This is a genomic window from Geodermatophilus amargosae, assembly GCF_900116515.1.
Classification (GTDB): domain Bacteria; phylum Actinomycetota; class Actinomycetes; order Mycobacteriales; family Geodermatophilaceae; genus Geodermatophilus; species Geodermatophilus amargosae.
This window is the reverse complement of sequence record NZ_FPBA01000005.1, coordinates 240,113-259,938: the sequence shown is the minus strand read 5'-3', so window position 1 is coordinate 259,938 and position 19,826 is coordinate 240,113. Positions and strand designations below refer to the sequence as shown.

Below are 19,826 nucleotides of genomic sequence, written 5' to 3'. Positions count from 1 at the left end.
GGGAGAACGCCGTGACCGGCGTCAGCCCGTGGCTCGCGCTGCCCGACGGCGCCCCGACGCCCGGGCTGACCCGCCGGTTGCGGGCGGCGCACGAGACGCTGGTGACCCGCGGGGATCCGCCGCCGCGGCCGGACGTGCGGTCTGTGGTCTGGGACTCCTGGCGGCGCAGCCTGGGCAGCGGCGTCGACCCCGACGGCCAGGGGCCGCCGGTCGACCTGCTCGACGACGACCTGGCCGCCTACCGCGCCGCGCACCCGCTCGGGGCGGTGCTCCCGGTGATCCGCCGGCTGCTCGTGGAGGACGCCGAGGCCGACCGGATGATCGTCGCGGTCACCGACGCCGACGGCCGGATGCTGTGGGTGGAGGGCGACCGCCGGCTGCGTGCGCTGGCCGAGACCATGAACTTCGTGGCCGGCGCCCGGTGGTCGGAGGAGGTCGCCGGCACCAACGCCCCGGGGACGGCGCTGGCGGTCGACCACCCGGTGCAGATCTACGGCAGCGAGCACTACCGCCGCCCGGTGCAGCCGTGGAGCTGCTCGGCCGCGCCGGTGCACCACCCGGTCACCGGCGTGCTCCTGGGCGCCATCGACGTCACCGGCGGCGACCACGTGGCCAGCCCGCACGTGTTCACGCTCGTCCGCGCCACCGTGGCCGCCGTCGAGTCGGAGCTGCGCTGGCTGCACCGCGAGGAGCAGCGCGACGCCGCCCGCGGCCCCCGTCCCGCGCCGGCGCGCCCGGTCGCGCCGCTGCTGGAGGTGCTCGGCCGGGAGCGCGCCCGGCTCACGCGTCCCGCCGGCGCGGTGGAGCTGTCGCTGCGTCACTCCGAGCTGCTGCTCCTGCTCGCCGAGGCCGCCGCCGCGGGGGAGGGGCGCAGCGCCGAGCAGCTGGCCGCCGAGTGCCACGCCGGCGACACCGCCGCGGTCACCGTGCGCGCCGAGCTGTCCCGGCTGCGCCGGCTGGTCGGCGACGACCTCGTGGGCTCGCGCCCCTACCGGCTGCTGCGCCCGCTGCAGACCGATCTCGAGCGGGTCCGCCGGCTGCTCGACCGCGGTGCGGTCGCCGCCGCGCTCGACGCCTACCCCGGCCCGGTGCTGCCGCGCTCGACCGCGCCGGGCGTCGCCGCGGCCCGCCGCCGCACCGGCGCCGCGCTGCGGGCCGCCGTCCTGAACAGCCGCCGGCCCCAGCTGCTGCTGCGCTGGATCGCGCTGCCCGAGGCCCGCGACGACGCCGTCGCCTGGCAGGCCTGCCTCGAGGCCCTGCCCGCCGGGTCCCCGCGGCGCGGCGCGGTCGCCGCCCACCTGCTGGCCCTCCGGCGGGCGTCCCGCACCTGACCCCCCGAGCGGCAGGAGTGGCCATTCCTGCCGCGTCCGGAATACGGCACGGCCGCGGGCTCCTTGGCACGGCTACGTGAGTGCCCGCACCGCCGTCCCCCCGGCTCCCGCGACCGCGACCCTGGCCACCCCGCGCGTGGCCGTCGCCCTCGTCGCGCTCGCGCTGGGCGGGTTCGCGATCGGCACCACCGAGTTCGTCACGATGGGCCTGCTGCCCGACATCGCCGGCGGCGTCGGGGTGGACATCCCGACGGCGGGTCACGTCATCTCCGCCTACGCCCTCGGCGTCGTCGTCGGCGCGCCGGTGATCGCCGCGCTCGGCGCCCGGCTGCCGCGCCGCGCCCTCCTCGTCGGGCTGATGGCCGCCTTCCTCGCCGGCAACGCGCTCAGTGCGCTGGCGCCGGGCTCGACCACGCTGCTGCTCGCCCGGTTCGTCAGCGGCCTGCCCCACGGCGCCTACTTCGGCGTCGCCTCGCTGGTCGCCGCGTCGCTCGTCCCGGACTCGCTTCGGGGCCGGGCCGTGAGCACGGTGATGCTCGGCCTGGCGGTGGCCAACGTCGCCGGCGTCCCCGCCGCCACCTGGCTGGGGCAGACGATGGGCTGGCGGTCGGCCTACTGGGCGGTGGTCGTGCTCGCCGCGCTCACCGTCGCGGCCGTGCTCGCCGTCGTCCCCTCCTCCCGTGGCGACCGGGGCGCCACCGTGCGCTCCGAGCTCGGCGCGCTGCGCCGGCCGCAGGTGCTGCTCACCCTGGCGGTGGCCACGATCGGCTTCGGCGGCATGTTCGCCGTCTACAGCTACATCGCTCCCCTCACCACCGAGGTCACCGGCCTCTCCCGCGGCGCCGTGCCGTGGGTGCTGCTCGTCTTCGGCGTCGGCGGGGTCGCCGGCACCGCGCTGGGCGGCCGGCTCGCCGACGTCGCGCTGTTCCGGTCGCTCGTCGGCGCGCTGGTCGCCGTCACCGTGCTGCTCGCCCTGGTCGGGCCGGCGGCGCGCACGGGTCCCACGCTCCTGATGGGCGTCTTCCTGCTCTCGGTCAGCACGTCCGTGCTCGTCGTGTGCCTGCAGCTGCGGCTGATGGAGGTGGCCGGGGAGGCGCAGATGCTCGGCGCCGCGCTCAACCACTCGGCGCTCAACGCCGCCAACGCGCTCGGTGCCTGGCTGGGCGGCGTGGTCATCGCCGCCGGGCTGGGCTACACCGCACCCAGCCTGGTCGGCGTCGGGCTGGGGGTCCCCGGCCTGGTCGCCCTCCTCGCCAGCGCGCTGCTCCGCCGGCGCGAGCTGCGCGCCGTCCCCGCCTGAGCGACGCCGCCCGGGCTGCTGCAACGGGGGTGCAACCTCCGCCCTGCGGTCCCGACCCGCCGATCCCCAGCCGCAACTGCGGAGCTCTGGGGCACCATCGGCCGCTGGTGCGGGACCGGTGTCGCCCGTGTCACAGGTAAGCGTGGCCTAAGTCACTCCGCCGTTGACAGACTCCGCCGCAAGAGCGCCCGCGACACCGGGCGCACTCGCCCCCTGCAACGGAGCGGAGGATCCATGACCCAGGTCAGCATGAGGGTCGACGGAGTGAGCTACACCGACGAGGTCGAACCCCGGACCCTGCTGGTCCACCACCTGCGCGAGGCGCTCGGCAAGGTGGGCACGGTCGTCGGCTGCGACACCAGCAACTGCGGCGCGTGCACGGTCCACCTCGACGGGCAGGCCGTGAAGTCCTGCACCGTCTTCGCCGTCCAGGCCGACGGCGCGGAGGTCACCACGATCGAGGGCATCGGCAGCCAGGGCGACCTGCACCCGGTGCAGAAGGCCTTCCACGAGATGCACGGGCTCCAGTGCGGCTTCTGCACGCCCGGGATGATCATGGCCTCGATCGACCTGCTCAAGGAGAACCCGAACCCGAGCGAGACCGAGGTCCGCGAGGGCATCGAGGGCAACCTCTGCCGGTGCACCGGCTACCAGAACATCGTCCGCGCGGTGCAGCAGGCCGCCGGCGAGATGTCCGGCTCCTCCGACACCCTGGGAGCGCAGGCGTGACCGAGCTCGCGAGGTCAGCAGAGGGCACAGCACCGTCGGGCATCGCGCCGACGAGCGCCAGCGAGGAGGCACGATGACCGTCACCGAGGACCCGGCGACCGCCGAGGTCGCGCCGGAGCGCGAGGTCGGCAAGGCCCGCCGCCGCAAGGAGGACGCCCGCCTCATCACCGGGCGCACCACGTGGACCGACAACATGGTCCTGCCCGGGATGCTGCACATGTCGGTCGTCCGCAGTCCCGTGGCGCACGGCAAGATCACCAACGTCGACGTCAGCGCCGCGCAGCAGGCGCCGGGCGTCGTCGCCGTCCTGACCGGCCGCGACCTCGCCGAGGAGCAGGGCTCCATCCCCTGCGCCTGGCCGGTCACCGCCGACATGGTCAACCCCGGCCACCCCTCGATCGCCGTCGACGAGGTCAACCACGTCGGCGAGGCCGTCGCCGTCATCGTCGCCCGCTCGAGGTCCGCGGCCGCCGACGCGATCGAGCTGGTCGACGTCGACTACGACCTGCTGCCGCCGGTCCTCGACATGGAGGAGGCGGTCAAGCACGAGGCCGACCTCTGCCACGACCACATCGACTCCAACACCAGCTACCACTTCGTCTTCGACGCCGGTGAGGCCGGCACGGGCGGCGACACCGAGCAGGCGTTCGCCGACGCCGACGTCGTGGTCAGCCGGCGGTTCGTCAACCAGCGGCTCATCCCGGCGTTCATGGAGCCGCGCTCGGTCGTCGTCCAGCCGCAGGGCGACAACTTCACGATGTGGTCGGCCACCCAGATCCCGCACGTGCTGCGCGTGATGCTGGCGATGGTCACCGGCATCCCGGAGCACAAGCTGCGCGTCGTCGCCCCCGACGTCGGCGGCGGCTTCGGCGGCAAGCTGCAGGTCAACCCCGAGGAGGTCATCGCGCTGCTCGTCGCGCGGCGCCTCGGCAAGCCGGTCAAGTGGACCGAGACCCGCAGCGAGTCGCTCATGGCCGCCCACCACGGCCGCGACCAGATCCAGTACGTCGACATCGCCTCCACCCGGGAGGGCGACGTCCAGGGCCTGCGCGTGCGGATCCTCGCCGACATGGGCGCCTACCTGCGGCTGATCACGCCGGGCGTACCGGCCCTGGGCGCCTTCATGTTCCCGGGCATCTACAAGTTCCCGGCCTACCGCTTCGAGTGCGACGGCGTCTTCACCAACAAGGTCCCCACCGACGCCTACCGCGGCGCCGGCCGGCCCGAGGCCACCTTCGCCGTCGAGCGGATCATGGACGAGCTCGCCGTCGAGCTGGGCATGGACCCGCTGGAGGTGCGGCGGAGGAACTGGATCCAGTCGCAGGAGTTCCCGTTCACCACGGTGGCGGGCCTGGAGTACGACAGCGGCGACTACGACACCGCCACGCAGCAGGCGCTGGACCTGCTCGGCTACCCCGAGCTCCGCGAGGAGCAGCGCCGCCGCCGCGAGTCGAACGACCCGGTGCAGCTGGGCATCGGCTTCTCCACCTTCACCGAGATGTGCGGACTGGCGCCCTCGCGGGTGCTCGGCTCGCTGTCCTACGGCGCGGGCGGCTGGGAGTCGGCGTCGATCCGGATGCTGCCCACCGGGAAGGTCGAGGTCGTCACCGGCTCGACGCCGCACGGCCAGGGCCACGAGACGGCGTGGAGCCAGCTGGTCGCCGACCAGCTCGGCGTGCCGTTCGAGGACATCGAGGTCCTGCACGGCGACACCGCCGTCGCCCCGAAGGGCATGGACACCTACGGCTCGCGCTCGCTGGTCGTCGGCGGCACCGCGGTGGTCAAGGCCGCCGACAAGGTGGTCGCCAAGGCCCGCAAGGTCGCCGCGCACCTGCTGGAGGCCAACGAGGACGACCTGGACTTCTCGGGCGGGAAGTTCACCGTCCGCGGGACGCCGGGGACGGCGCTGTCGATCCAGGAGATCGCGCTGGCCGTGTTCGCGGCGCACGACTACCCCGAGGACGTCGAGCCGTCGATCGACGCGGACGCGACCTTCGACCCGGTGAACTTCTCCTTCCCCCACGGCACGCACGTGTGCGCCATGGAGGTCGACACCGAGACCGGGTTCGTGAAGATCCGCAAGTACGCCTGCGTCGACGACGTCGGCACGATCGTCAACCCGCTCATCGTCGAGGGGCAGGTGCACGGCGGCCTGGCCCAGGGCATCGCGCAGGCGCTGTACGAGGAGGCCGTCTACGACGCCGACGGCAACCTCACCACCGGCAGCTTCGTGGACTACCTGGTCCCCTCGGCCGCCGACCTGCCGCACTTCGACACGGGCAACACCGTGCACGTGGCGCCGGGCAACCCGATCGGCGCGAAGGGCGTGGGCGAGGCCGGGTGCATCGCCAGCACGCCGGCGGTGGTCAACGCCGCGCTCGACGCCGTCCGGCACCTCGGGGTGCAGGACATCCGGATGCCGCTGACCCCGGAGCGGGTCTGGCGGGCCATCCACCAGGGCGGCGACGGCGGCGACCGGGCCACGGCCGGGTCCAACGCCTACGGCGGCGCCCAGACCGAGACCACCGCCGGTGTCTCGACCCCGCAGTCGTCCCTCGGAGGTGACCGGTGATCTGCCGACACGACGAAGGAGTGGAGCGATGATCCCCGCTGCGTTCGAGTACGCCCGGCCCACCAGCGTCGACGAGGCCCTGCAGGCGGTCGCGGAGGGCGGTGAGGACGTCAAGATCATGGCCGGCGGGCAGTCGCTCATCCCGGTCATGCGGCTGCGCCTGGCCGCGCCGTCGACCGTCGTCGACCTCGGCCGGGTCGCCGAGATGCGAGGCGTGCGGGACGACGGCGACGCGCTGGTCATCGGCGCCATGACCACGCACGCCGAGGTCATCACCGACCCGCTCGTCGCCCAGCACGCCAAGCTCATCGCCGAGGCGACGGAGACGGTGGCCGACCGGCAGACACGCCGGCGGGGCACCTTCGGCGGCGCGCTGGCGCACGCCGACCCGGCCGGTGACCTGCCGGCGGTGGCGCTCGCCCTGGACGCCGAGATGGTCGTCGCGGGGCCGAACGGCCGCCGGACGGTGCCCGCCTCGGAGTTCTTCGTCGACTACCTGACGACGACCCTGGACGAGGGCGAGATCCTCGTCGAGATCCGGGTGCCCAAGCTGGCCGGCGACTGGGGCGTGCGCTACGAGAAGTTCAACCGCGTGGCGCAGGCGTGGTCGATCGTCGCGGTCGCCGCGGCGGTCCGGCGCGAGAACGGGCACATCGCCGAGGCGCGGATCGGGCTGACCAACATGGGCCCGACCCCGCTGCGGGCGTCGGCCACCGAGGCCGCCCTCAACGGCGCCGCGGCGTCCCCGGACGCGGTGGCCGCGGCGGCGCGGTCGGCGGCCGAGGGCACCAGCCCGAGCAGCGACCTCAACGCCCAGGCCGACTACCGCGAGCACCTCGCACAGGTGCTGACCCGCCGGGCGGTCACGGCCGCCGCCGGGTTGTAGCTTGACGAAGGACCCCTTGCACCCCAGCACTCGCAAGCTCGCGCTGGGTCCCTGCAAGGGGGCCGTTCCAGTACGTCACGAGGCTCGGGTCGGTGCCCTGGACGGGGTCGCGCCCGGCACACGCCCGTCCCCTCGGCCGGCCCGCCCTCCCGGGCGGACCGGCCGAGGTCCGTTCCCACCCCGGAGGTCGCACCGTGCAGCTGGAGAACTCCTTCACCGTCCCCGTGCCCGTCGACGAGGCCTGGCGGGTGCTGCTCGACATCGAGCGGATCGCCCCCTGCATGCCCGGCGCCGCACTGGACTCGGTCACCGGTGACGACTTCACCGGCCGGGTCAAGGTCAAGCTCGGCCCGATCAACCTGACGTACCAGGGCAAGGCGTCGTTCGTCGAGAAGGACGAGGCCGCCCACCGCGCCGTCATCGACGCCCGCGGCAAGGACCAGCGGGGCAACGGGACGGCCGCGGCCATGATCACCGCGAGGCTGCAGGGCGAGGGTTCGTCCACGCGGGTCGACGTCCTCACCGACCTCAACATCACCGGCCGCCCGGCCCAGTTCGGCCGCGGTGTGATGACCGACGTCGGCAACAAGCTGCTCGGCCAGTTCGCCGACAAGCTCGCCGCCCAGCTGGGCGAGGGCGACGCGCAGGGCGACGCCGAGCGTGCCGACAGCGCCGCGGCCTCGGCTGCCGCCACCGCCACCGGGGTCGCGGAGGAGGTCGCGGCGTCGGTGGAGCAGGTGCCCGGCGACAACGTCGTCGCGGAGAAGGTGCGCCAGGCCGGCACGGCGGCGAGGAAGGCCGCCGCGTCGGCCACCGACTCCGCCTCGGGCAAGCCCGCCAAGAAGCAGGCCGCCAAGAAGGCCGCCGCGGCCGCCCCGCCGCCCACGGAGACCGCGCCGATCACCGCGCCGATCGCCGTCACGGGTGCCACCGACACCGTCTCGATCACCGCCGTGGGCAGCGGGGCCCCGGCGGCGTCGGACACCGCGCCGGCCGCCTCGGACACCGCCCCGGCGGCGTCGGACACCGCCCCGGCCGCTCCGGACACCGCCCCGGTCGCCGCCGCGGGCCGGGCGCCGAGCGCGCCGCCGTCGGGCAACACCGCGCCGCCGAGCCGTCCCGCCACCGGCGCCCCGCCGCGCAGCACGCCGACCGGCACGGCGGAGACGGTGCGCAGGCAGCCCGTGGCCGAGCCCGAGCCGATCGACCTGCTCGAGGTGGCCGGCGGTGCCGCCCTCGCCCGCTACGCGGCGCCCGCGGCCGGGGTCGGCGCGGTCCTTCTGCTGCTCGTGCTGGCCGTCCGGCGGCGCCGCCGTCGCTGAGGTCACCTGCTGAGCAGGTCCTCCAGCCAGGCCAGCGCGGCGGCGGCCACCGCGTCGGGCGCCTTCTTCAGCGAGTGGTCGCCGGGCACCGCGAGGACCGACGCCGCCGCCAGGCCGTCCAGCGCGGCGACGACCTCCGCGGGCCGGCCGAAGGCGTCGGTCCCGCCCTGGACGACGGCCAGCGGCGCGCCGGCGCCGGTGAGCTCGGCGGCGCGGCTGCGCTCGGGGCGGCCCGGCGGGTGCAGCGGGAAGGCCAGCGCCAGCACGCCGTCGGCGCCCTGCGCGGTCGCCGTCCGGCAGGCCACGCGGGCGCCGGCGCTGCGGCCGCCGAGGACGAGGGGCCGGGCCAGCGCGCCGCCGGTGCGCAGCGCGTCGAGGACGGCGGTCCAGGCGAGGTCCAGACGGGGCGGGGCGGGCGCGATGCGTCCGCCGGCCACCCGCCACGGCTGCTCGACCCGCAGCACCCGCCAGTCGGCCGCGGCTGCCGATCCCGTGACGGCGACGAGGTCCGTCGAGCCGACGCCACCCCCCGCGCCGTGGCCCAGCACCAGCGTGCCGCGGGCGCCGTCGACCGGGCCGTCGGCGTGCACCGCCGCCGGGCCGAGAGGGGTGCTGACGAGCGCCGGCGAGCTCACCGCGCCAGGAGGGCGTCGACCGCGCTCGCCAGGTCCGGCGCGACGACGGACGGCGCGGGCAGGCCGGGTGGGTAGACGCGCTCGGTGCGCGGGAACCACGCCCCGGTCAGCCCGGCCCGCTCGGCGCCCAGCACGTCCCAGCCGTGCGCGGCGACCAGCGCCATGCGGTCGGGGGCGACGCCGCACGCGCCGGCGGCCCACAGGTAGGCCTCGCGCGAGGGCTTCCAGGCGCGCACCGACTCGCTGGTCAGCGTCCGCTCCACCAGCGGCGTGATCCCGCCGCGCTCCAGCCCCGCCTCGGCCACGCCGGGGGAGCCGTGCGAGAGCGTCACGACGCGCACGCCCGCCGTCGCCAGCCTGCGCAGCGCGGGCTCGACGTCGGGGTGCGGGGACAGCTCGAGGAAGGCGTCGGCCACCCGCGCGCGGTCGCCGTCGGACAGGTCGGTGAGCTGGGCGAGCGCGGACTCGAAGGCCGCGCGGAAGGACAGCCAGACGCCGGCGACGGTGGCCGCGGCGCCGGTGTGCAGGGTCCGGCCGAAGACGGTGGCCAGCAGGGAGGCCGGCTGCCCGTGCTCGGCGAGTGCCGCGCCGACGGGGGACAGGTCGAGCAGCGTCTCGTTGACGTCGAAGGCGACGACCTCGGGGCGGCTCACGCGGGGCGGTCGCCGGTCCCGCGGACCTCCTGTGCCCGGCTTGCGGTGGTCCGGCGGCGGCGGCGGTGGTGGCGGATGTCCTTCACCCGCTTGTAGACCAGGTAGCCCACGCCGAGGACGACGACGGCGACGACGACGTAGTCGAGGTAGTGCAGGTTCGCCTCGATGAAGTCGCGGGCCAGCCAGCCGAGGGTCACCAGGACGGTGTTCCAGATCAGGCTGCCGGCCGCGGAGAACAGGACGAACTGGCCGAACGGCATGCGCACGACGCCGGCGGGCACCGAGATGAAGCTGCGCACGATCGGCACCATGCGGCCGAAGAACACCGCCGAGCGCCCGTGCTTCTCGAACCAGGCGAAGGTCTTGTCGACGTCGGCGGTCTCGACCAGCGGCAGCCGGTCGAGGAAGGCGTGCGAGCGGCGGGGACCGAGCGCCCGGCCGATGTAGTAGAAGAAGATCGCGCCGAGGATCGAGCCGATGGTCGCGCAGCCGACGACCGCCACGAACGCCCACGGGCTGTCGATGAGGACCCCGGCCGCACCGAGGACCGCCTCGCTCGGGATCGGCGGGATCACCGTCTCGAGCAGGATGCTGAAGCCGACGCCGATCGGGCCCAGCGAGTCCACGAGGGAGAGCAGCCAGGCGGTGAGCCCGCCCTGGTCGGACGAGGCGGCGGCCAGGAAGGACATGGCTCCCACGGTACGGGCGGCCCCTGTGCGCTGCCTGCACGTCGCCCGGACGGCCGGGGCGGATGGGGCTAGCGTGCCGCCATGCGTCAGCGCCTCACCGCCCGGGCCGTCGTCGTGGGGGACCGGGCGGGCACCGTCGTCCCGGACGCCGTCGTGGACGTCGAGGACGGGCGGATCTCGTGGGCCGGGCCCGCCGCCGACGCCCCGCCGGCCGGGGACGCCGAGGTCGTGGCGCTGCCCGGTCTGCTCACGCCGGGGCTGGTGAACGCCCACTCGCACGCGCCGATGGTGCTGTTCCGCGGCCAGGGCGAGGGGCTGCCGCTGGACCGCTGGCTGCGCGAGGTGATGTGGCCGCGGGAGGCACGGCTGACCGACGACGACGTCGAGGTCGCCATGACCGCCGCCTCGGCGGAGATGCTGCGCGGCGGGGTCACCACCAGCGTCGAGATGTACTTCGCGCCGGCGCGGATCGCCGCGGCGGTCGGGGCCACCGGCGCCCGCGCGGTGATCGCCGCGCCGATGGTGCCGCTGCCGGGCATGCCTCCGCTGGAGGAGCAGATGGCCGCCGCGGTCGACCTGGCCGCCGGTGCCGACGACGAGGGCACCGTCGAGTACGGCCTGGGCCCGCACGCGGCCTACACCGTCCCGCTGCCCCTGCTGCGCCGCGCCGCCGAGCTCTGCCGCGAGCACGGGCTGCTGCTGCACCTGCACGTGGCCGAGACCGCCGGCGAGGGCGCCGACCTGCTCGCCGCGCACGGCCTGTCGGTGCCCTCGCTGCTGGCCGCGCACGACGTCCTGGGTGGGCGCGTGCTGGCCGCGCACTGCGTGCACATGGACGACGGCGACCTGGAGCTGTGGGCCGAGTACGACGTCGCCGTCGCGCACTGCCCGGCCAGCAACGCCAAGCTCGCCAGCGGGATCGCGCGGGTGCGGGACATGCTCGATCGCGGCATCCGGCTGGGGCTGGGCACCGACGGGCCGGCCTCCAACGACGGGCTGGACCTGCTCGCCGACGTGCGCCTGGCGGCGGGGCTGGCCCGGCTGCGCGAGTCCTCGGCCACCGCGCTGACCGCCGCGGAGGCGTTCTGGCTGGCCACGGGCGGGGCCGCCGCGGCGATCGGCCGCCCGGACCTGGGACAGGTCGAGGCCGGCCGGCGGGCCGACCTGGTGCACGTCGACACCCGCGACCTCGGCTTCGAGCCGGTCGGGGACGACGCCGACCTGCTCACCCACCTCGTCTGGTCCGGCGCCTCGCGGCTGGTCCGCGACGTGTGGGTGGGCGGCCGGCAGGTGGTCGCCGACGGCGCGGTGACCACCGTCGACGCCGGAGCGCTGCGCACCGAGGTCGCCGAGCGCGCGGCCCGGCTGGCCGGCTGACGGCGCCCGCTCAGGCCTGCGGGTCGGGGCCGGTCCAGGTGTAGAGGTGGCCGTCGACGACGACGGTCACCCAGCCCTCGCACAGCAGCGCCTGCTCGCCGGTGAGGTCGGGCCACGGGCCGCCGCCGTCCCAGGGCATGCCGGGCTGCGGCAGGGGCGTGCAGGCCGCGGGCAGGCGCGTGTCGGAGGCCAGCGCCATGTCCGCGCGCACGCTGCCGTCGTCGTCGCCGCCGACCACGAGTCGAGCCGGCGGTTCGGCTACGAGTACGAGCGCGAGCAGCAGGTCCTCGCCGCCGCCGGCCTCACCGCCGGGCTCCTGGGATCTTCAACCGACCAGTTGACAAGGGTCGGAGACCGTCCTACCGTCTTGTTCAACCAGCAGGTTGACGAAGGAGGCCGACGGTGGCGGCAGACCCGCTCTCCCGGGTGTTCGCGGCGCTGGCCGACCCGACCCGGCGCGACATGGTCGCCCGGCTCGCGGTCGGTGACGCAACGGTCGGCGAGCTCGCCGCCCCGTACGACGTGACCGTGCAGGCGGTCTCCAAGCACCTGCGGGTGCTCGAGGACGCCGGCCTGGTCAGCCGGAGCCGGGAGGCCCAGCGCCGTCCGGTCCACCTGGAGGCGGAGGTGTTCGACCTGATGACCAAGTGGATCGAGCGCTACCGGCGCCAGGCCGAGGAGCGCTACCGCCGCCTCGACGACGTCCTCCGGTCCATGCCGGACGATGTCTCCCCCATCCACCCCGCCAGCGACGCCCCACCCACCGCACAGGAGGAGAGCCCGTCATGAGCACCGCCACCCGTGAGACCCGCATCGAGGCCGACCCCGAGGTCCCGCTCATCCGCATCACCCGCGAGTTCGACGCGGCGCCGAGCAGGGTGTTCCGCGCGCACACCGACCCGGACCTGGTCGTGCAGTGGCTCGGCCCGCGGGGGCTGGAGATGCGGATCGACCACTACGACTGCCGGCCCGGCGGCTCGTACCGCTACGTGCACAGCGACGCGAACGGCGAGTACGCCTTCCGCGGCTGCTTCCACGACGTCCGCCCGGACGAGCTGATCGTGCAGACCTTCACGTTCGAGGGCATGCCCGACGGCGTCGCGCTGGAGAAGCTCGTCCTGGAGGACCTCGGTGACGGCCGCACCCGGTTGACGACCACCTCGCTGTGCGACTCCTTCGCCGACCGCGACGCGATGCTCGCCAGCGGGATGGAGGTCGGCGTCGTGCAGGGCTACGAGCGGCTCGACGAGGTGCTGGCCCGCTGAGCGCGCCTGCACGAGGTGCCGGCGCGCTGGGTCAGGCGCGCAGCGAGATCGTCTCCCCGCGCGAGACGGTCCGCAGCTCCCCGGGCACCCGCCGCTCGGCGACCTCGCGCACGAAGTCGCCGAGCGGCGAGGCGAACCGGTCGTAGTCGTCGTAGTGCACGGGCACGGTGACCGGCGGCTTCAGCAGCTCCACCAGGTCGGCGCCCTGCCGGCCGTCCATGGTGACGGTGATCCCGAGCGCCTTCGTCCCGCCGAGGTGCGCGATCACGGTGTCCAGCGGGCCGCAGCGCTGCAGCACCTCGCCCAGCCACGGGCGGTAGAGCGTGTCCCCGGTGACGTAGCCCCGCCAGGTCACGTCGCCGCCGCGGAACAGCTCCAGCACGCTGCCCATCACCGGCGGCAGCACCTTCGCCAGCGGTCCGGGGCCGTGCACGCCGGGCACCGAGGTGATCCGCAGCGTCTCGCCGTCCCCGCCGATCTCGTGCACCTGCCAGGGGCGCAGGTCCGCCGTGGCCCGGAACCCGCGGGAGGACAGCGCCCGCGCCGCGGCCTGGGTGGTGACGACGGGCGTCTCGCGGTCGATGGTCGCGTAGGCGATGCGGTCCCAGTGGTCGCCGTGCAGGTGCGAGAGCAGGACGGCGTCGAGGTCGGGCAGGTCGTCGGGCAGGATCGCCGGGTCGGTCAGGCGCTTGGTCCACAGCCCCTTGCCGAGGTAGACGCGCTGCCCCCGCCCGATGAAGTTCGGGTCGGTGAGCAGCGTGAAGCCGCCCAGCCGCAGCAGCGTCGTCGCGTTGCCGCCGAACGTGAGGGTGACGTCGTCCCCGGGACCGGCCATGGCGCGGCGCTACCCGTCAGCCGTCGGTCTGCAACCCCGGCAGGCGGTGCTGGTGCTGCCGAGCGGCCAGCCCCGCGTCGGTGAGGACGGCGTCGGTGGCCCTGCGGTCGGACTCCGACGGCGTCCGCTCGACCAGGCCGCGCCCGCTCATCCGCTCCAGGTGGTGGGACAGCCGGCTGCGCTCCCAGGCGGTGCGGGTCGCGAGGTCGGCCGGCCGCGGCATCCGGGTGAACACCCGGTCCCCGGTTCGACGGCGACGCCGGGGCTGCCGGGCCTGGCCCCCGACGCGGCGGCGGCCGACGCGCTGGTCGAGGGGATGGCGGCCGGCATCCCGCTGCGCCGGCTGGCCCGCCCCGAGGAGATCGCGGCCGGTGCGCTCTTCCTCGCGTCGGACCAGAGCAGTTCCATGACCGGGAACGAACTCGTGCTCGACGGCGGCCAGGACCAGGTCTGAGCCGCACCCGCACCGCACCCGCACCGCCTTCGCACCGCACGACCCGAGGAGGACCCGATGAGCCAGATCGACCCGAACGTCCCGCCCAGCGGCAGCGGGTGCGTCGAGTGCGACGCCACCGGTGGCTGGTGGTTCCACCTGCGCCGCTGCGCCGCCTGCGGCCACGTGGGCTGCTGCGACTCCTCGCCGTCCCAGCACGCCTCCGCGCACGCCGCGGACACCGGGCACCGGATCGCGCAGAGCTACGAGCCCGGCGAGGACTGGTCCTGGGACTACGCCGCCGAGCAGTTCGGCGAGGGCCTGCAGCTCGCACCGCCGACCTCGCACCCGATCGCCCAGCCGGCACCGGGGCCGGCCGGGCGGGTGCCCGCCGACTGGCAGCGTCACCTGCACTGAGCGGTCAGGCCCGCCGGCGCACGAGGGCGACCACGGTGCCGGTGACCAGGGTCAGCAGCAGCGGGTGGGCGTAGGCGAACACCTCGAGGCCGTCGCCCCACCCCGAGGACCGGTAGCGCCCGACCACGACGGCGGCCGCGGCGAACTGCGGCACGACCAGCGCCGCGGTCGCGGCGGCCGCCGTCGCCGCGCGGGTCCGTGCGACGACGGCGGGCACCGGCACGAGGAGGAAGGCCAGCCACCACCAGGGGCTGATGAACTCGGTCTGATACGAGCTGCCGCCCAGGGGGACCACGCCCCGCGCGAGGGCGAGCGCCAGGGCGGCGATCCCGGCCGACACCGCGAGGACCACCACGACGACGGCGAGAGCGGCGGCGAGGTCGCGGCGGGACGCGCGCACGGAGGTCAGGGGCACGCGCGGATCGTGGCAGGCGCGGGGAGGGGGACTGGTAGACAGGGGCGATGGTGCAGCCCCGGGACGTCGACGAGTCCTTCCTCGCCCTGCCCCTGTCCGCGCTCACCGAGGCGGCGCTGACCCGCGCGGTCGACCTCGGCTGCGAGCACGCCGACCTCCGGGTGGAGCGCATCCGCACCCAGTCGATCAGCCTGCGCGACGCCCGGCTCGAGGCGCTGGCCGACGGCGAGGACCTCGGCCTGGCCGTCCGCGTGGTGCACGAGGGCACCTGGGGGTTCGCCGCCGGCGTCGTCCTCACCGCGGCCGAGGCGGTGCGGCTGGCCGAGCAGGCGGTCGCCGTCGCGAAGGTGTCGGCGGCGGTCGCCAGCGACCGGGTCGAGCTCGCGCCCGAGGCGCCGCACGAGGGCAGCTGGGTGTCGGCCTACGAGGTCGACCCGTTCGACGTGCCCGACGCGGACAAGACGACGCTGCTCACCGAGCTGTCCGAGCGCCTGATGGCCGCCGACGGCGTGGAGCACGTGCAGTCGGGCTGCATGCACGTCAAGGAGCAGAAGTACTACGCCGACACCGCCGGCACCCGGACCCGCCAGCAGCGGGTGCGCATCTCCCCGGAGTTCACCGCGCTCACCGTCGACCGGTCGACGGGTGCCTTCGAGAGCATGCGGACGCTCGCGCCGCCGGTGGGCCGCGGCTGGGAGTACCTCACCGACGGGCGGTACGACTGGGACGGCGAGCTGGCGCAGGTCCCCGAGCTGCTGCGGGAGAAGACGAAGGCGCCGTCGGTCGAGCCGGGCCGGTACGACCTGGTCGTCGACCCGTCCAACCTGTGGCTGACCATCCACGAGTCGGTCGGGCACGCCACCGAGCTGGACCGGGCGCTGGGCTACGAGGCCGCCTACGCCGGCACGTCGTTCGCCACGGTCGACGGCCTCGGGAGCCTGCGGTACGGCTCGGAGCTCATGCACGTCACCGGTGACCGCACGGTCGAGCACGGCCTGTCGACCATCGGCTGGGACGACGAGGGCGTCGAGGCCCAGCAGTGGGACATCGTCCGCGACGGCGTGCTGGTGGGCTACCAGGTCGACCGCAACACCGCGCGCCTCGGCGGGATGGCCCGGTCCAACGGCTGCGCGTTCGCCGACTCCCCACGGCACGTGCCGGTGCAGCGCATGGCCAACGTGTCGCTGCAGCCGGCACCGGACGGCCCCGACCTCGACGGGCTGATCGGCGGGGTGGAGCGCGGCATCTACGTCGTCGGCGACAAGAGCTGGTCGATCGACATGCAGCGCTACAACTTCCAGTTCACCGGCCAGCGCTTCCACCGGATCGAGGGCGGGAAGCTGGCCGGTCAGCTGCGCGACGTCGCCTACCAGGCCACGACGACGGACTTCTGGGGCTCGATGCGCGCCGTCGGCGGGCCCTCGACCCACCGCCTCGGCGGGGCGTTCAACTGCGGCAAGGCCCAGCCCGGGCAGGTCGCGCCGGTGAGCCACGGCTGCCCGGCGGCGCTCTTCGAGGGCGTCACCATCCTCAACACGGTGCAGGAGGGCGGGCGATGACCCACCACAGCGCGCAGCAGCTCGTGGAGAAGGCGCTGGCGGCCTCGGCCGCCGACGGGTGCGTCGTCTACGTCGTCGAGAGCACCGAGGCCAACCTGCGGTGGGCGTCGAACAGCCTGACCACGAACGGGGCGATGCGCTCGCGTCAGGTCGTCGTCGTCTCGTTCGTCGACGGCGGGTCGGGCATGGCCACAGGGACGGTCGCGCGGACCGGCACGCCCGACGTCGCCGCGCTCGTCGCGGCCAGCGAGCAGGCCGCCCGTGACGCCGGACCGGCCGAGGACGCCGTGCCGCTGGTGTCGGAGGCGCCGCCGGGCGCGGGGGACTGGGACGCGGACCCCGCCGAGACCTCCATCGAGGTGTTCGCCGACTTCGCGCCGGCCCTCGGTGCGGCCTTCGGCGCCGCCCGCGACCGGGGCGACCTGCTGTTCGGCTACGCCGAGCACTCCCTGACGACGACGTACCTGGGCACCTCGACCGGCCTGCGGCTGCGCACCGACCAGCCCGCCGGCCGCGTGGAGCTCAACGGCAAGAGCACCGACTACTCGCGGTCGGTGTGGGCCGGCGTCGGGACCCGCGACTTCCGCGACGTGTCGGTGGCCGACCTCGCCGCCGACGTCGAGCGCAAGCTCGGCTGGTCGCAGCGGCGCGTCGACCTGCCGGCCGGCCGCTACGAGACGCTGTTGCCACCGTCGGCGGTGAGCGACCTGATGATCTACGCGTACTGGACGATGGAGGCCCGCGACGCCGACGAGGGCCGCAACGTCTACGCGCGCAAGGGTGGCGGCAACCGCATCGGCGACCGGCTGTCCGAGCTGCCGCTGACGCTGCGCAGCGACCCCGCCGCACCGGGGCTGGAGACCGCGCCGTTCCAGGTGGTGGGCAGCTCGTCGGGCTCGGCCAGCGTGTTCGACAACGGCATGGCCACGCCCGCCGTCGACTGGATCTCCGGCGGGGTGCTCACCAACCTGATCCGGCCGCGCGCCTGGGCCCTCAAGACCACGGCGCCCGCGGTGGCCGCCGTCGACAACCTGTTGCTCGAGGAGCCGACGGCGACCGCCACGCAGGACGAGATGGTGGCCGCCACCGAGCGCGGGCTGCTGCTGACCACGCTCTGGTACATCCGCGAGGTCGACCCGCAGACCCTGCTACTGACCGGCCTGACCCGCGACGGCGTCTTCCTCGTCGAGGGCGGCGAGGTGACCGGCGCGGTGAACAACTTCCGGTGGAACGAGTCGCCGGTGGACTTGCTCGGCCGCATCAACGAGGTCGGGCGCACCGAGCGGACGCTGCCGCGCGAGTGGAACGACTGGTTCACCCGCGCCGCCATGCCCCCGGTGCGCGTGCCGGACTTCAACATGAGCTCGGTGTCCCCGGCCAGCTGACGGGCGCGGGCAGGCCCTGGTAGCGACGGTGCTCCTGCGGTGTCCCGCTCGCTCCTGCGGTCCTGCAGCGCCGCAGGACCACGCGCGACACCGCAGGAGCGTGCCGGTCACCCCGCACTCCTGGCCGGTGACCGTCCCTGGGGTCGGCCGCGTCCTGGTCCGGGGTCCGCGTCGTCGAGCCGCACCCGTGGCGGTCCTCCGGTCGCTACCCTTCCGGGCGGCCCGCAGAGGCCGGGGGACGGCGGGGGTGTCGTGGATCTACCGGTGGGCGCACGCATCGGCGGCTACGAGGTCGTGCGCCGACTCGGCGCCGGCGGCATGGGGTCGGTGTACCTCGCCCGCCACCCGAACCTGCCGAAGGACGTCGCGCTCAAGGTGCTCGGTCCCGCGTACGCAGCCAGCCCCGAGTTCCGTGCCCGCTTCGCGCGCGAGGCGGAGCTCCTCAGCCGGCTCGACCACCCGAACGTCGCCGGGGTGCGCGACCGCGGTGAGGACCAGGGCGTCGTCTTCATGGTCATGGACCTCGTGCCAGGACCAGACCTCGACGCCGTCCTCGCCGCGCAGGGGCCACTCCGCCCCGAGCGGGCGGTCGCCGTCGTGGAAGGGGTCGCGGCCGGCCTCGACCACGCGCACGACCAGGGTCTGGTGCACCGGGACGTCAAGCCGGCGAACGTCCTCCTCCGGGACGAGGGGACGCCGTCGGAGCGGGCCGTCGTCACCGACTTCGGCATCGCCCGCGACCTCGCCGCCGCCGGTCTGACGCGGACCGGGGAGGCGGTGCTCACCTACGCCTACGCCGCGCCGGAGCAACTGTCGGGTGTGCCGGTGGACCGGCGGGTGGACGTGTACGCGCTGGGCGCGGTCCTGTTCGAGCTGCTGACGGGCCGCCGAGCGTTCGACGCGGCCGATCCGCTCGTCCTGACCTACGCCGCACTGCACGGCCCGGTGCCCGACCCGCGTGGTCTCCGTCCCGGCCTGCCGCCGGCTCTGGCCGAGGTGTGCGTGCGCGCCATGGCCAAGGACCCCGGCGCGCGCTTCGCGACGGCGGGGGCGCTCGCCGCCGCCGCTCGGGCGGCCCTGCAGCGGGCGCCCGAGACCATCGTCGGGACGACCCCCGCGCCTCCGCCGCCGGATCCTGCTGCCGGTACCTCGCCCGAGCCCGCCCGGGCGCTCCCGTCCGGGGTGCGCGGGCGGGAGTTCGCCGCCGAAGCTGGGCGGGAGCGCCCCCGGCGTCGCCGGAGGGCGGCGGTGCTCGCCGCCCTCGCGCTGGTACTGGCCGCCGCCGGGGGCATCGGCTGGGTCGTGTGGTCCGGCTCCGACGGAGCGTCCGGGACCGGTACCGGCGCATCGCCGACGGCGTCCGTCGGCACCTCCGCCGGAGGAGGCGACGGCGCGAGCGGGGAGACGGCGGGAGGTGGGCCCGCGGCTCCACCTCCGGCACCTGCGGTCGGGACGTGCCTGGACGCCGGCGGAGCGGCGACCTCGTGCGACGTCGCGCACGCGGCGGAGGTCATCGCCACCGACGGCACCTGCGACGCCGAGGTGCTGCTCGCCCACCTGGGCGGGGTGGCCGGTGAGGACGTGCTCCGCAGCTCGGTGGCACCGGTGACACGGACGGTCGGCGGGGCGCCGGTCTGCGTCGTCGACGTGCCGGCGGACGCCTCTCCCGGCCCGGCGCGGGACGTGCTCCTCGGGAGCACGGACGACGCCTGGCGGCGCTGCGGTGACCGGGCCGGCCGTGAGGTGTCCTGCGGCGCCCCCCACACGACCGAGGTGGTCGCCGAGGCCGCCGCGGGGGAGACCCTCGACTGCCGCGCCCGCGCAGGCGCCTACCTCGGCCGTCCCTTCGACCAGGTCGACGCGGAACTGCGGTTCCTCCCGGAGGACACCGGCTGCGTCGTGGAGGTGCGAGGAGAGAACGTGCTGGTCGGGTCGCTGCGGGGGCTCGGCGCCGACGCGCTGCCGATCGAGGCGGCGGGCTGACGGGCGACCGCCGGGGCAGCTCGGCCGCGGTCAGAGCACC

Annotated in this window: 21 protein-coding genes; 14 read left to right on the top strand and 7 right to left on the bottom strand. The window is 75.3% G+C overall.

From position 1 onward, the window contains the following. Positions 1-11: 11 nt before the first annotated feature. The 6 genes from BM414_RS10045 (at position 12) to BM414_RS10020 (ending at position 8,140) form a co-directional block, all read left to right on the top strand. Positions 12-1,331, top strand: coding sequence for a GAF domain-containing protein (locus BM414_RS10045; RefSeq protein WP_093579283.1), 1,320 nt, complete (start codon positions 12-14; stop codon positions 1,329-1,331). A 76-nt stretch (positions 1,332-1,407) separates the two neighbouring features. Continuing rightward, entirely contained in the window at positions 1,408-2,631 is a 1,224-nt protein-coding gene (locus tag BM414_RS10040; protein WP_093579282.1) for an MFS transporter, read from the top strand. A 234-nt stretch (positions 2,632-2,865) separates the two neighbouring features. Then, positions 2,866-3,360, top strand: a complete 495-nt coding sequence (locus tag BM414_RS10035) for a (2Fe-2S)-binding protein (RefSeq protein ID WP_093579281.1) — start codon at positions 2,866-2,868, stop codon at positions 3,358-3,360. Between the two features lie 73 nt (positions 3,361-3,433). Next, positions 3,434-5,932: a xanthine dehydrogenase family protein molybdopterin-binding subunit gene (locus BM414_RS10030; RefSeq protein WP_093579280.1), complete on the top strand. Its 2,499-nt coding sequence runs from the start codon at positions 3,434-3,436 to the stop codon at positions 5,930-5,932. A gap of 28 nt (positions 5,933-5,960) precedes the next feature. Next, complete coding sequence (locus tag BM414_RS10025) at positions 5,961-6,818, top strand: FAD binding domain-containing protein (RefSeq protein WP_093579279.1); 858 nt, start codon at positions 5,961-5,963, stop codon at positions 6,816-6,818. A gap of 194 nt (positions 6,819-7,012) precedes the next feature. Beyond that, positions 7,013-8,140, top strand: a complete 1,128-nt coding sequence (locus BM414_RS10020) for an SRPBCC family protein (protein ID WP_093579278.1) — start codon at positions 7,013-7,015, stop codon at positions 8,138-8,140. Positions 8,141-8,142: 2 nt separating this feature from the next. Here BM414_RS10020 and BM414_RS10015 read toward each other — a convergent pair whose 3' ends face one another. The 3 genes from BM414_RS10015 to BM414_RS10005 are packed head-to-tail and all read right to left on the bottom strand — an operon-like array spanning position 8,143 to position 10,117. Further along, the gene (locus BM414_RS10015) at positions 8,143-8,775 is read right to left on the bottom strand and encodes an alpha/beta hydrolase family protein (RefSeq protein WP_093579277.1); all 633 of its coding nucleotides are present in this window, start codon (positions 8,773-8,775) and stop codon (positions 8,143-8,145) included. After that, positions 8,772-9,428, bottom strand: coding sequence for an HAD-IA family hydrolase (locus BM414_RS10010; RefSeq protein WP_093579276.1), 657 nt, complete (start codon positions 9,426-9,428; stop codon positions 8,772-8,774). The genes BM414_RS10015 and BM414_RS10010 overlap by 4 nt, the downstream gene beginning before the upstream one ends. Beyond that, on the bottom strand, positions 9,425-10,117 hold the full coding sequence (locus BM414_RS10005; protein WP_093579275.1) for a DedA family protein: 693 nt from the start codon (positions 10,115-10,117) through the stop codon (positions 9,425-9,427). Before BM414_RS10005 ends, BM414_RS10010 begins: the two co-directional genes overlap by 4 nt. A gap of 81 nt (positions 10,118-10,198) precedes the next feature. On the opposite strand from BM414_RS10005, the gene BM414_RS10000 reads away from it, so the two are divergent. Beyond that, positions 10,199-11,494, top strand: a complete 1,296-nt coding sequence (locus tag BM414_RS10000) for an amidohydrolase family protein (RefSeq protein ID WP_093579274.1) — start codon at positions 10,199-10,201, stop codon at positions 11,492-11,494. Positions 11,495-11,504: 10 nt separating this feature from the next. Here BM414_RS10000 and BM414_RS09995 read toward each other — a convergent pair whose 3' ends face one another. After that, complete coding sequence (locus BM414_RS09995) at positions 11,505-11,732, bottom strand: hypothetical protein (RefSeq protein ID WP_093579273.1); 228 nt, start codon at positions 11,730-11,732, stop codon at positions 11,505-11,507. Between the two features lie 164 nt (positions 11,733-11,896). On the opposite strand from BM414_RS09995, the gene BM414_RS09990 reads away from it, so the two are divergent. Both BM414_RS09990 and BM414_RS09985 read left to right on the top strand, forming a co-directional pair. After that, complete coding sequence (locus BM414_RS09990; RefSeq protein ID WP_093579272.1) at positions 11,897-12,283, top strand: ArsR/SmtB family transcription factor; 387 nt, start codon at positions 11,897-11,899, stop codon at positions 12,281-12,283. Further along, complete coding sequence (locus BM414_RS09985) at positions 12,280-12,759, top strand: SRPBCC family protein (protein ID WP_093579271.1); 480 nt, start codon at positions 12,280-12,282, stop codon at positions 12,757-12,759. The genes BM414_RS09990 and BM414_RS09985 overlap by 4 nt, the downstream gene beginning before the upstream one ends. A 31-nt stretch (positions 12,760-12,790) precedes the next feature. On the opposite strand, the gene BM414_RS09980 is transcribed toward BM414_RS09985, so the two are convergent. Next, complete coding sequence (locus tag BM414_RS09980) at positions 12,791-13,594, bottom strand: MBL fold metallo-hydrolase (protein ID WP_093579270.1); 804 nt, start codon at positions 13,592-13,594, stop codon at positions 12,791-12,793. 16 nt (positions 13,595-13,610) lie between these two features. Beyond that, positions 13,611-13,829 carry a MarR family winged helix-turn-helix transcriptional regulator gene (locus BM414_RS30185; protein ID WP_217644645.1) on the bottom strand — a complete coding sequence of 73 codons (219 nt, stop codon included), beginning with the start codon at positions 13,827-13,829 and terminating at the stop codon, positions 13,611-13,613. Positions 13,830-13,910: 81 nt separating this feature from the next. On the opposite strand from BM414_RS30185, the gene BM414_RS30180 reads away from it, so the two are divergent. Beyond that, a complete protein-coding gene (locus BM414_RS30180; protein ID WP_217644644.1) occupies positions 13,911-14,048 on the top strand; it encodes an SDR family oxidoreductase in 138 nt (45 codons plus the stop codon). Positions 14,049-14,105: 57 nt separating this feature from the next. Next, positions 14,106-14,444, top strand: coding sequence for a UBP-type zinc finger domain-containing protein (locus BM414_RS09970; protein WP_093579269.1), 339 nt, complete (start codon positions 14,106-14,108; stop codon positions 14,442-14,444). A 4-nt stretch (positions 14,445-14,448) separates the two neighbouring features. On the opposite strand, the gene BM414_RS09965 is transcribed toward BM414_RS09970, so the two are convergent. Continuing rightward, positions 14,449-14,859: a hypothetical protein gene (locus BM414_RS09965; RefSeq protein ID WP_093579268.1), complete on the bottom strand. Its 411-nt coding sequence runs from the start codon at positions 14,857-14,859 to the stop codon at positions 14,449-14,451. Positions 14,860-14,906: 47 nt separating this feature from the next. Here BM414_RS09965 and BM414_RS09960 point away from each other — a divergent pair, with 47 nt between their 5' ends. The 3 genes from BM414_RS09960 to BM414_RS09950 all read left to right on the top strand — a co-directional run bounded on the left by BM414_RS09960 (position 14,907) and on the right by BM414_RS09950 (position 19,786). Further along, a complete protein-coding gene (locus tag BM414_RS09960) occupies positions 14,907-16,418 on the top strand; it encodes a TldD/PmbA family protein (protein ID WP_093579267.1) in 1,512 nt (503 codons plus the stop codon). Next, the gene (locus BM414_RS09955) at positions 16,415-17,803 is read left to right on the top strand and encodes a metallopeptidase TldD-related protein (RefSeq protein ID WP_093579266.1); all 1,389 of its coding nucleotides are present in this window, start codon (positions 16,415-16,417) and stop codon (positions 17,801-17,803) included. The genes BM414_RS09960 and BM414_RS09955 overlap by 4 nt, the downstream gene beginning before the upstream one ends. 264 nt (positions 17,804-18,067) lie before the next feature. Next, entirely contained in the window at positions 18,068-19,786 is a 1,719-nt protein-coding gene (locus BM414_RS09950) for a serine/threonine-protein kinase (protein WP_093579265.1), read from the top strand. The last annotated feature ends 40 nt before the right edge of the window (positions 19,787-19,826 follow it).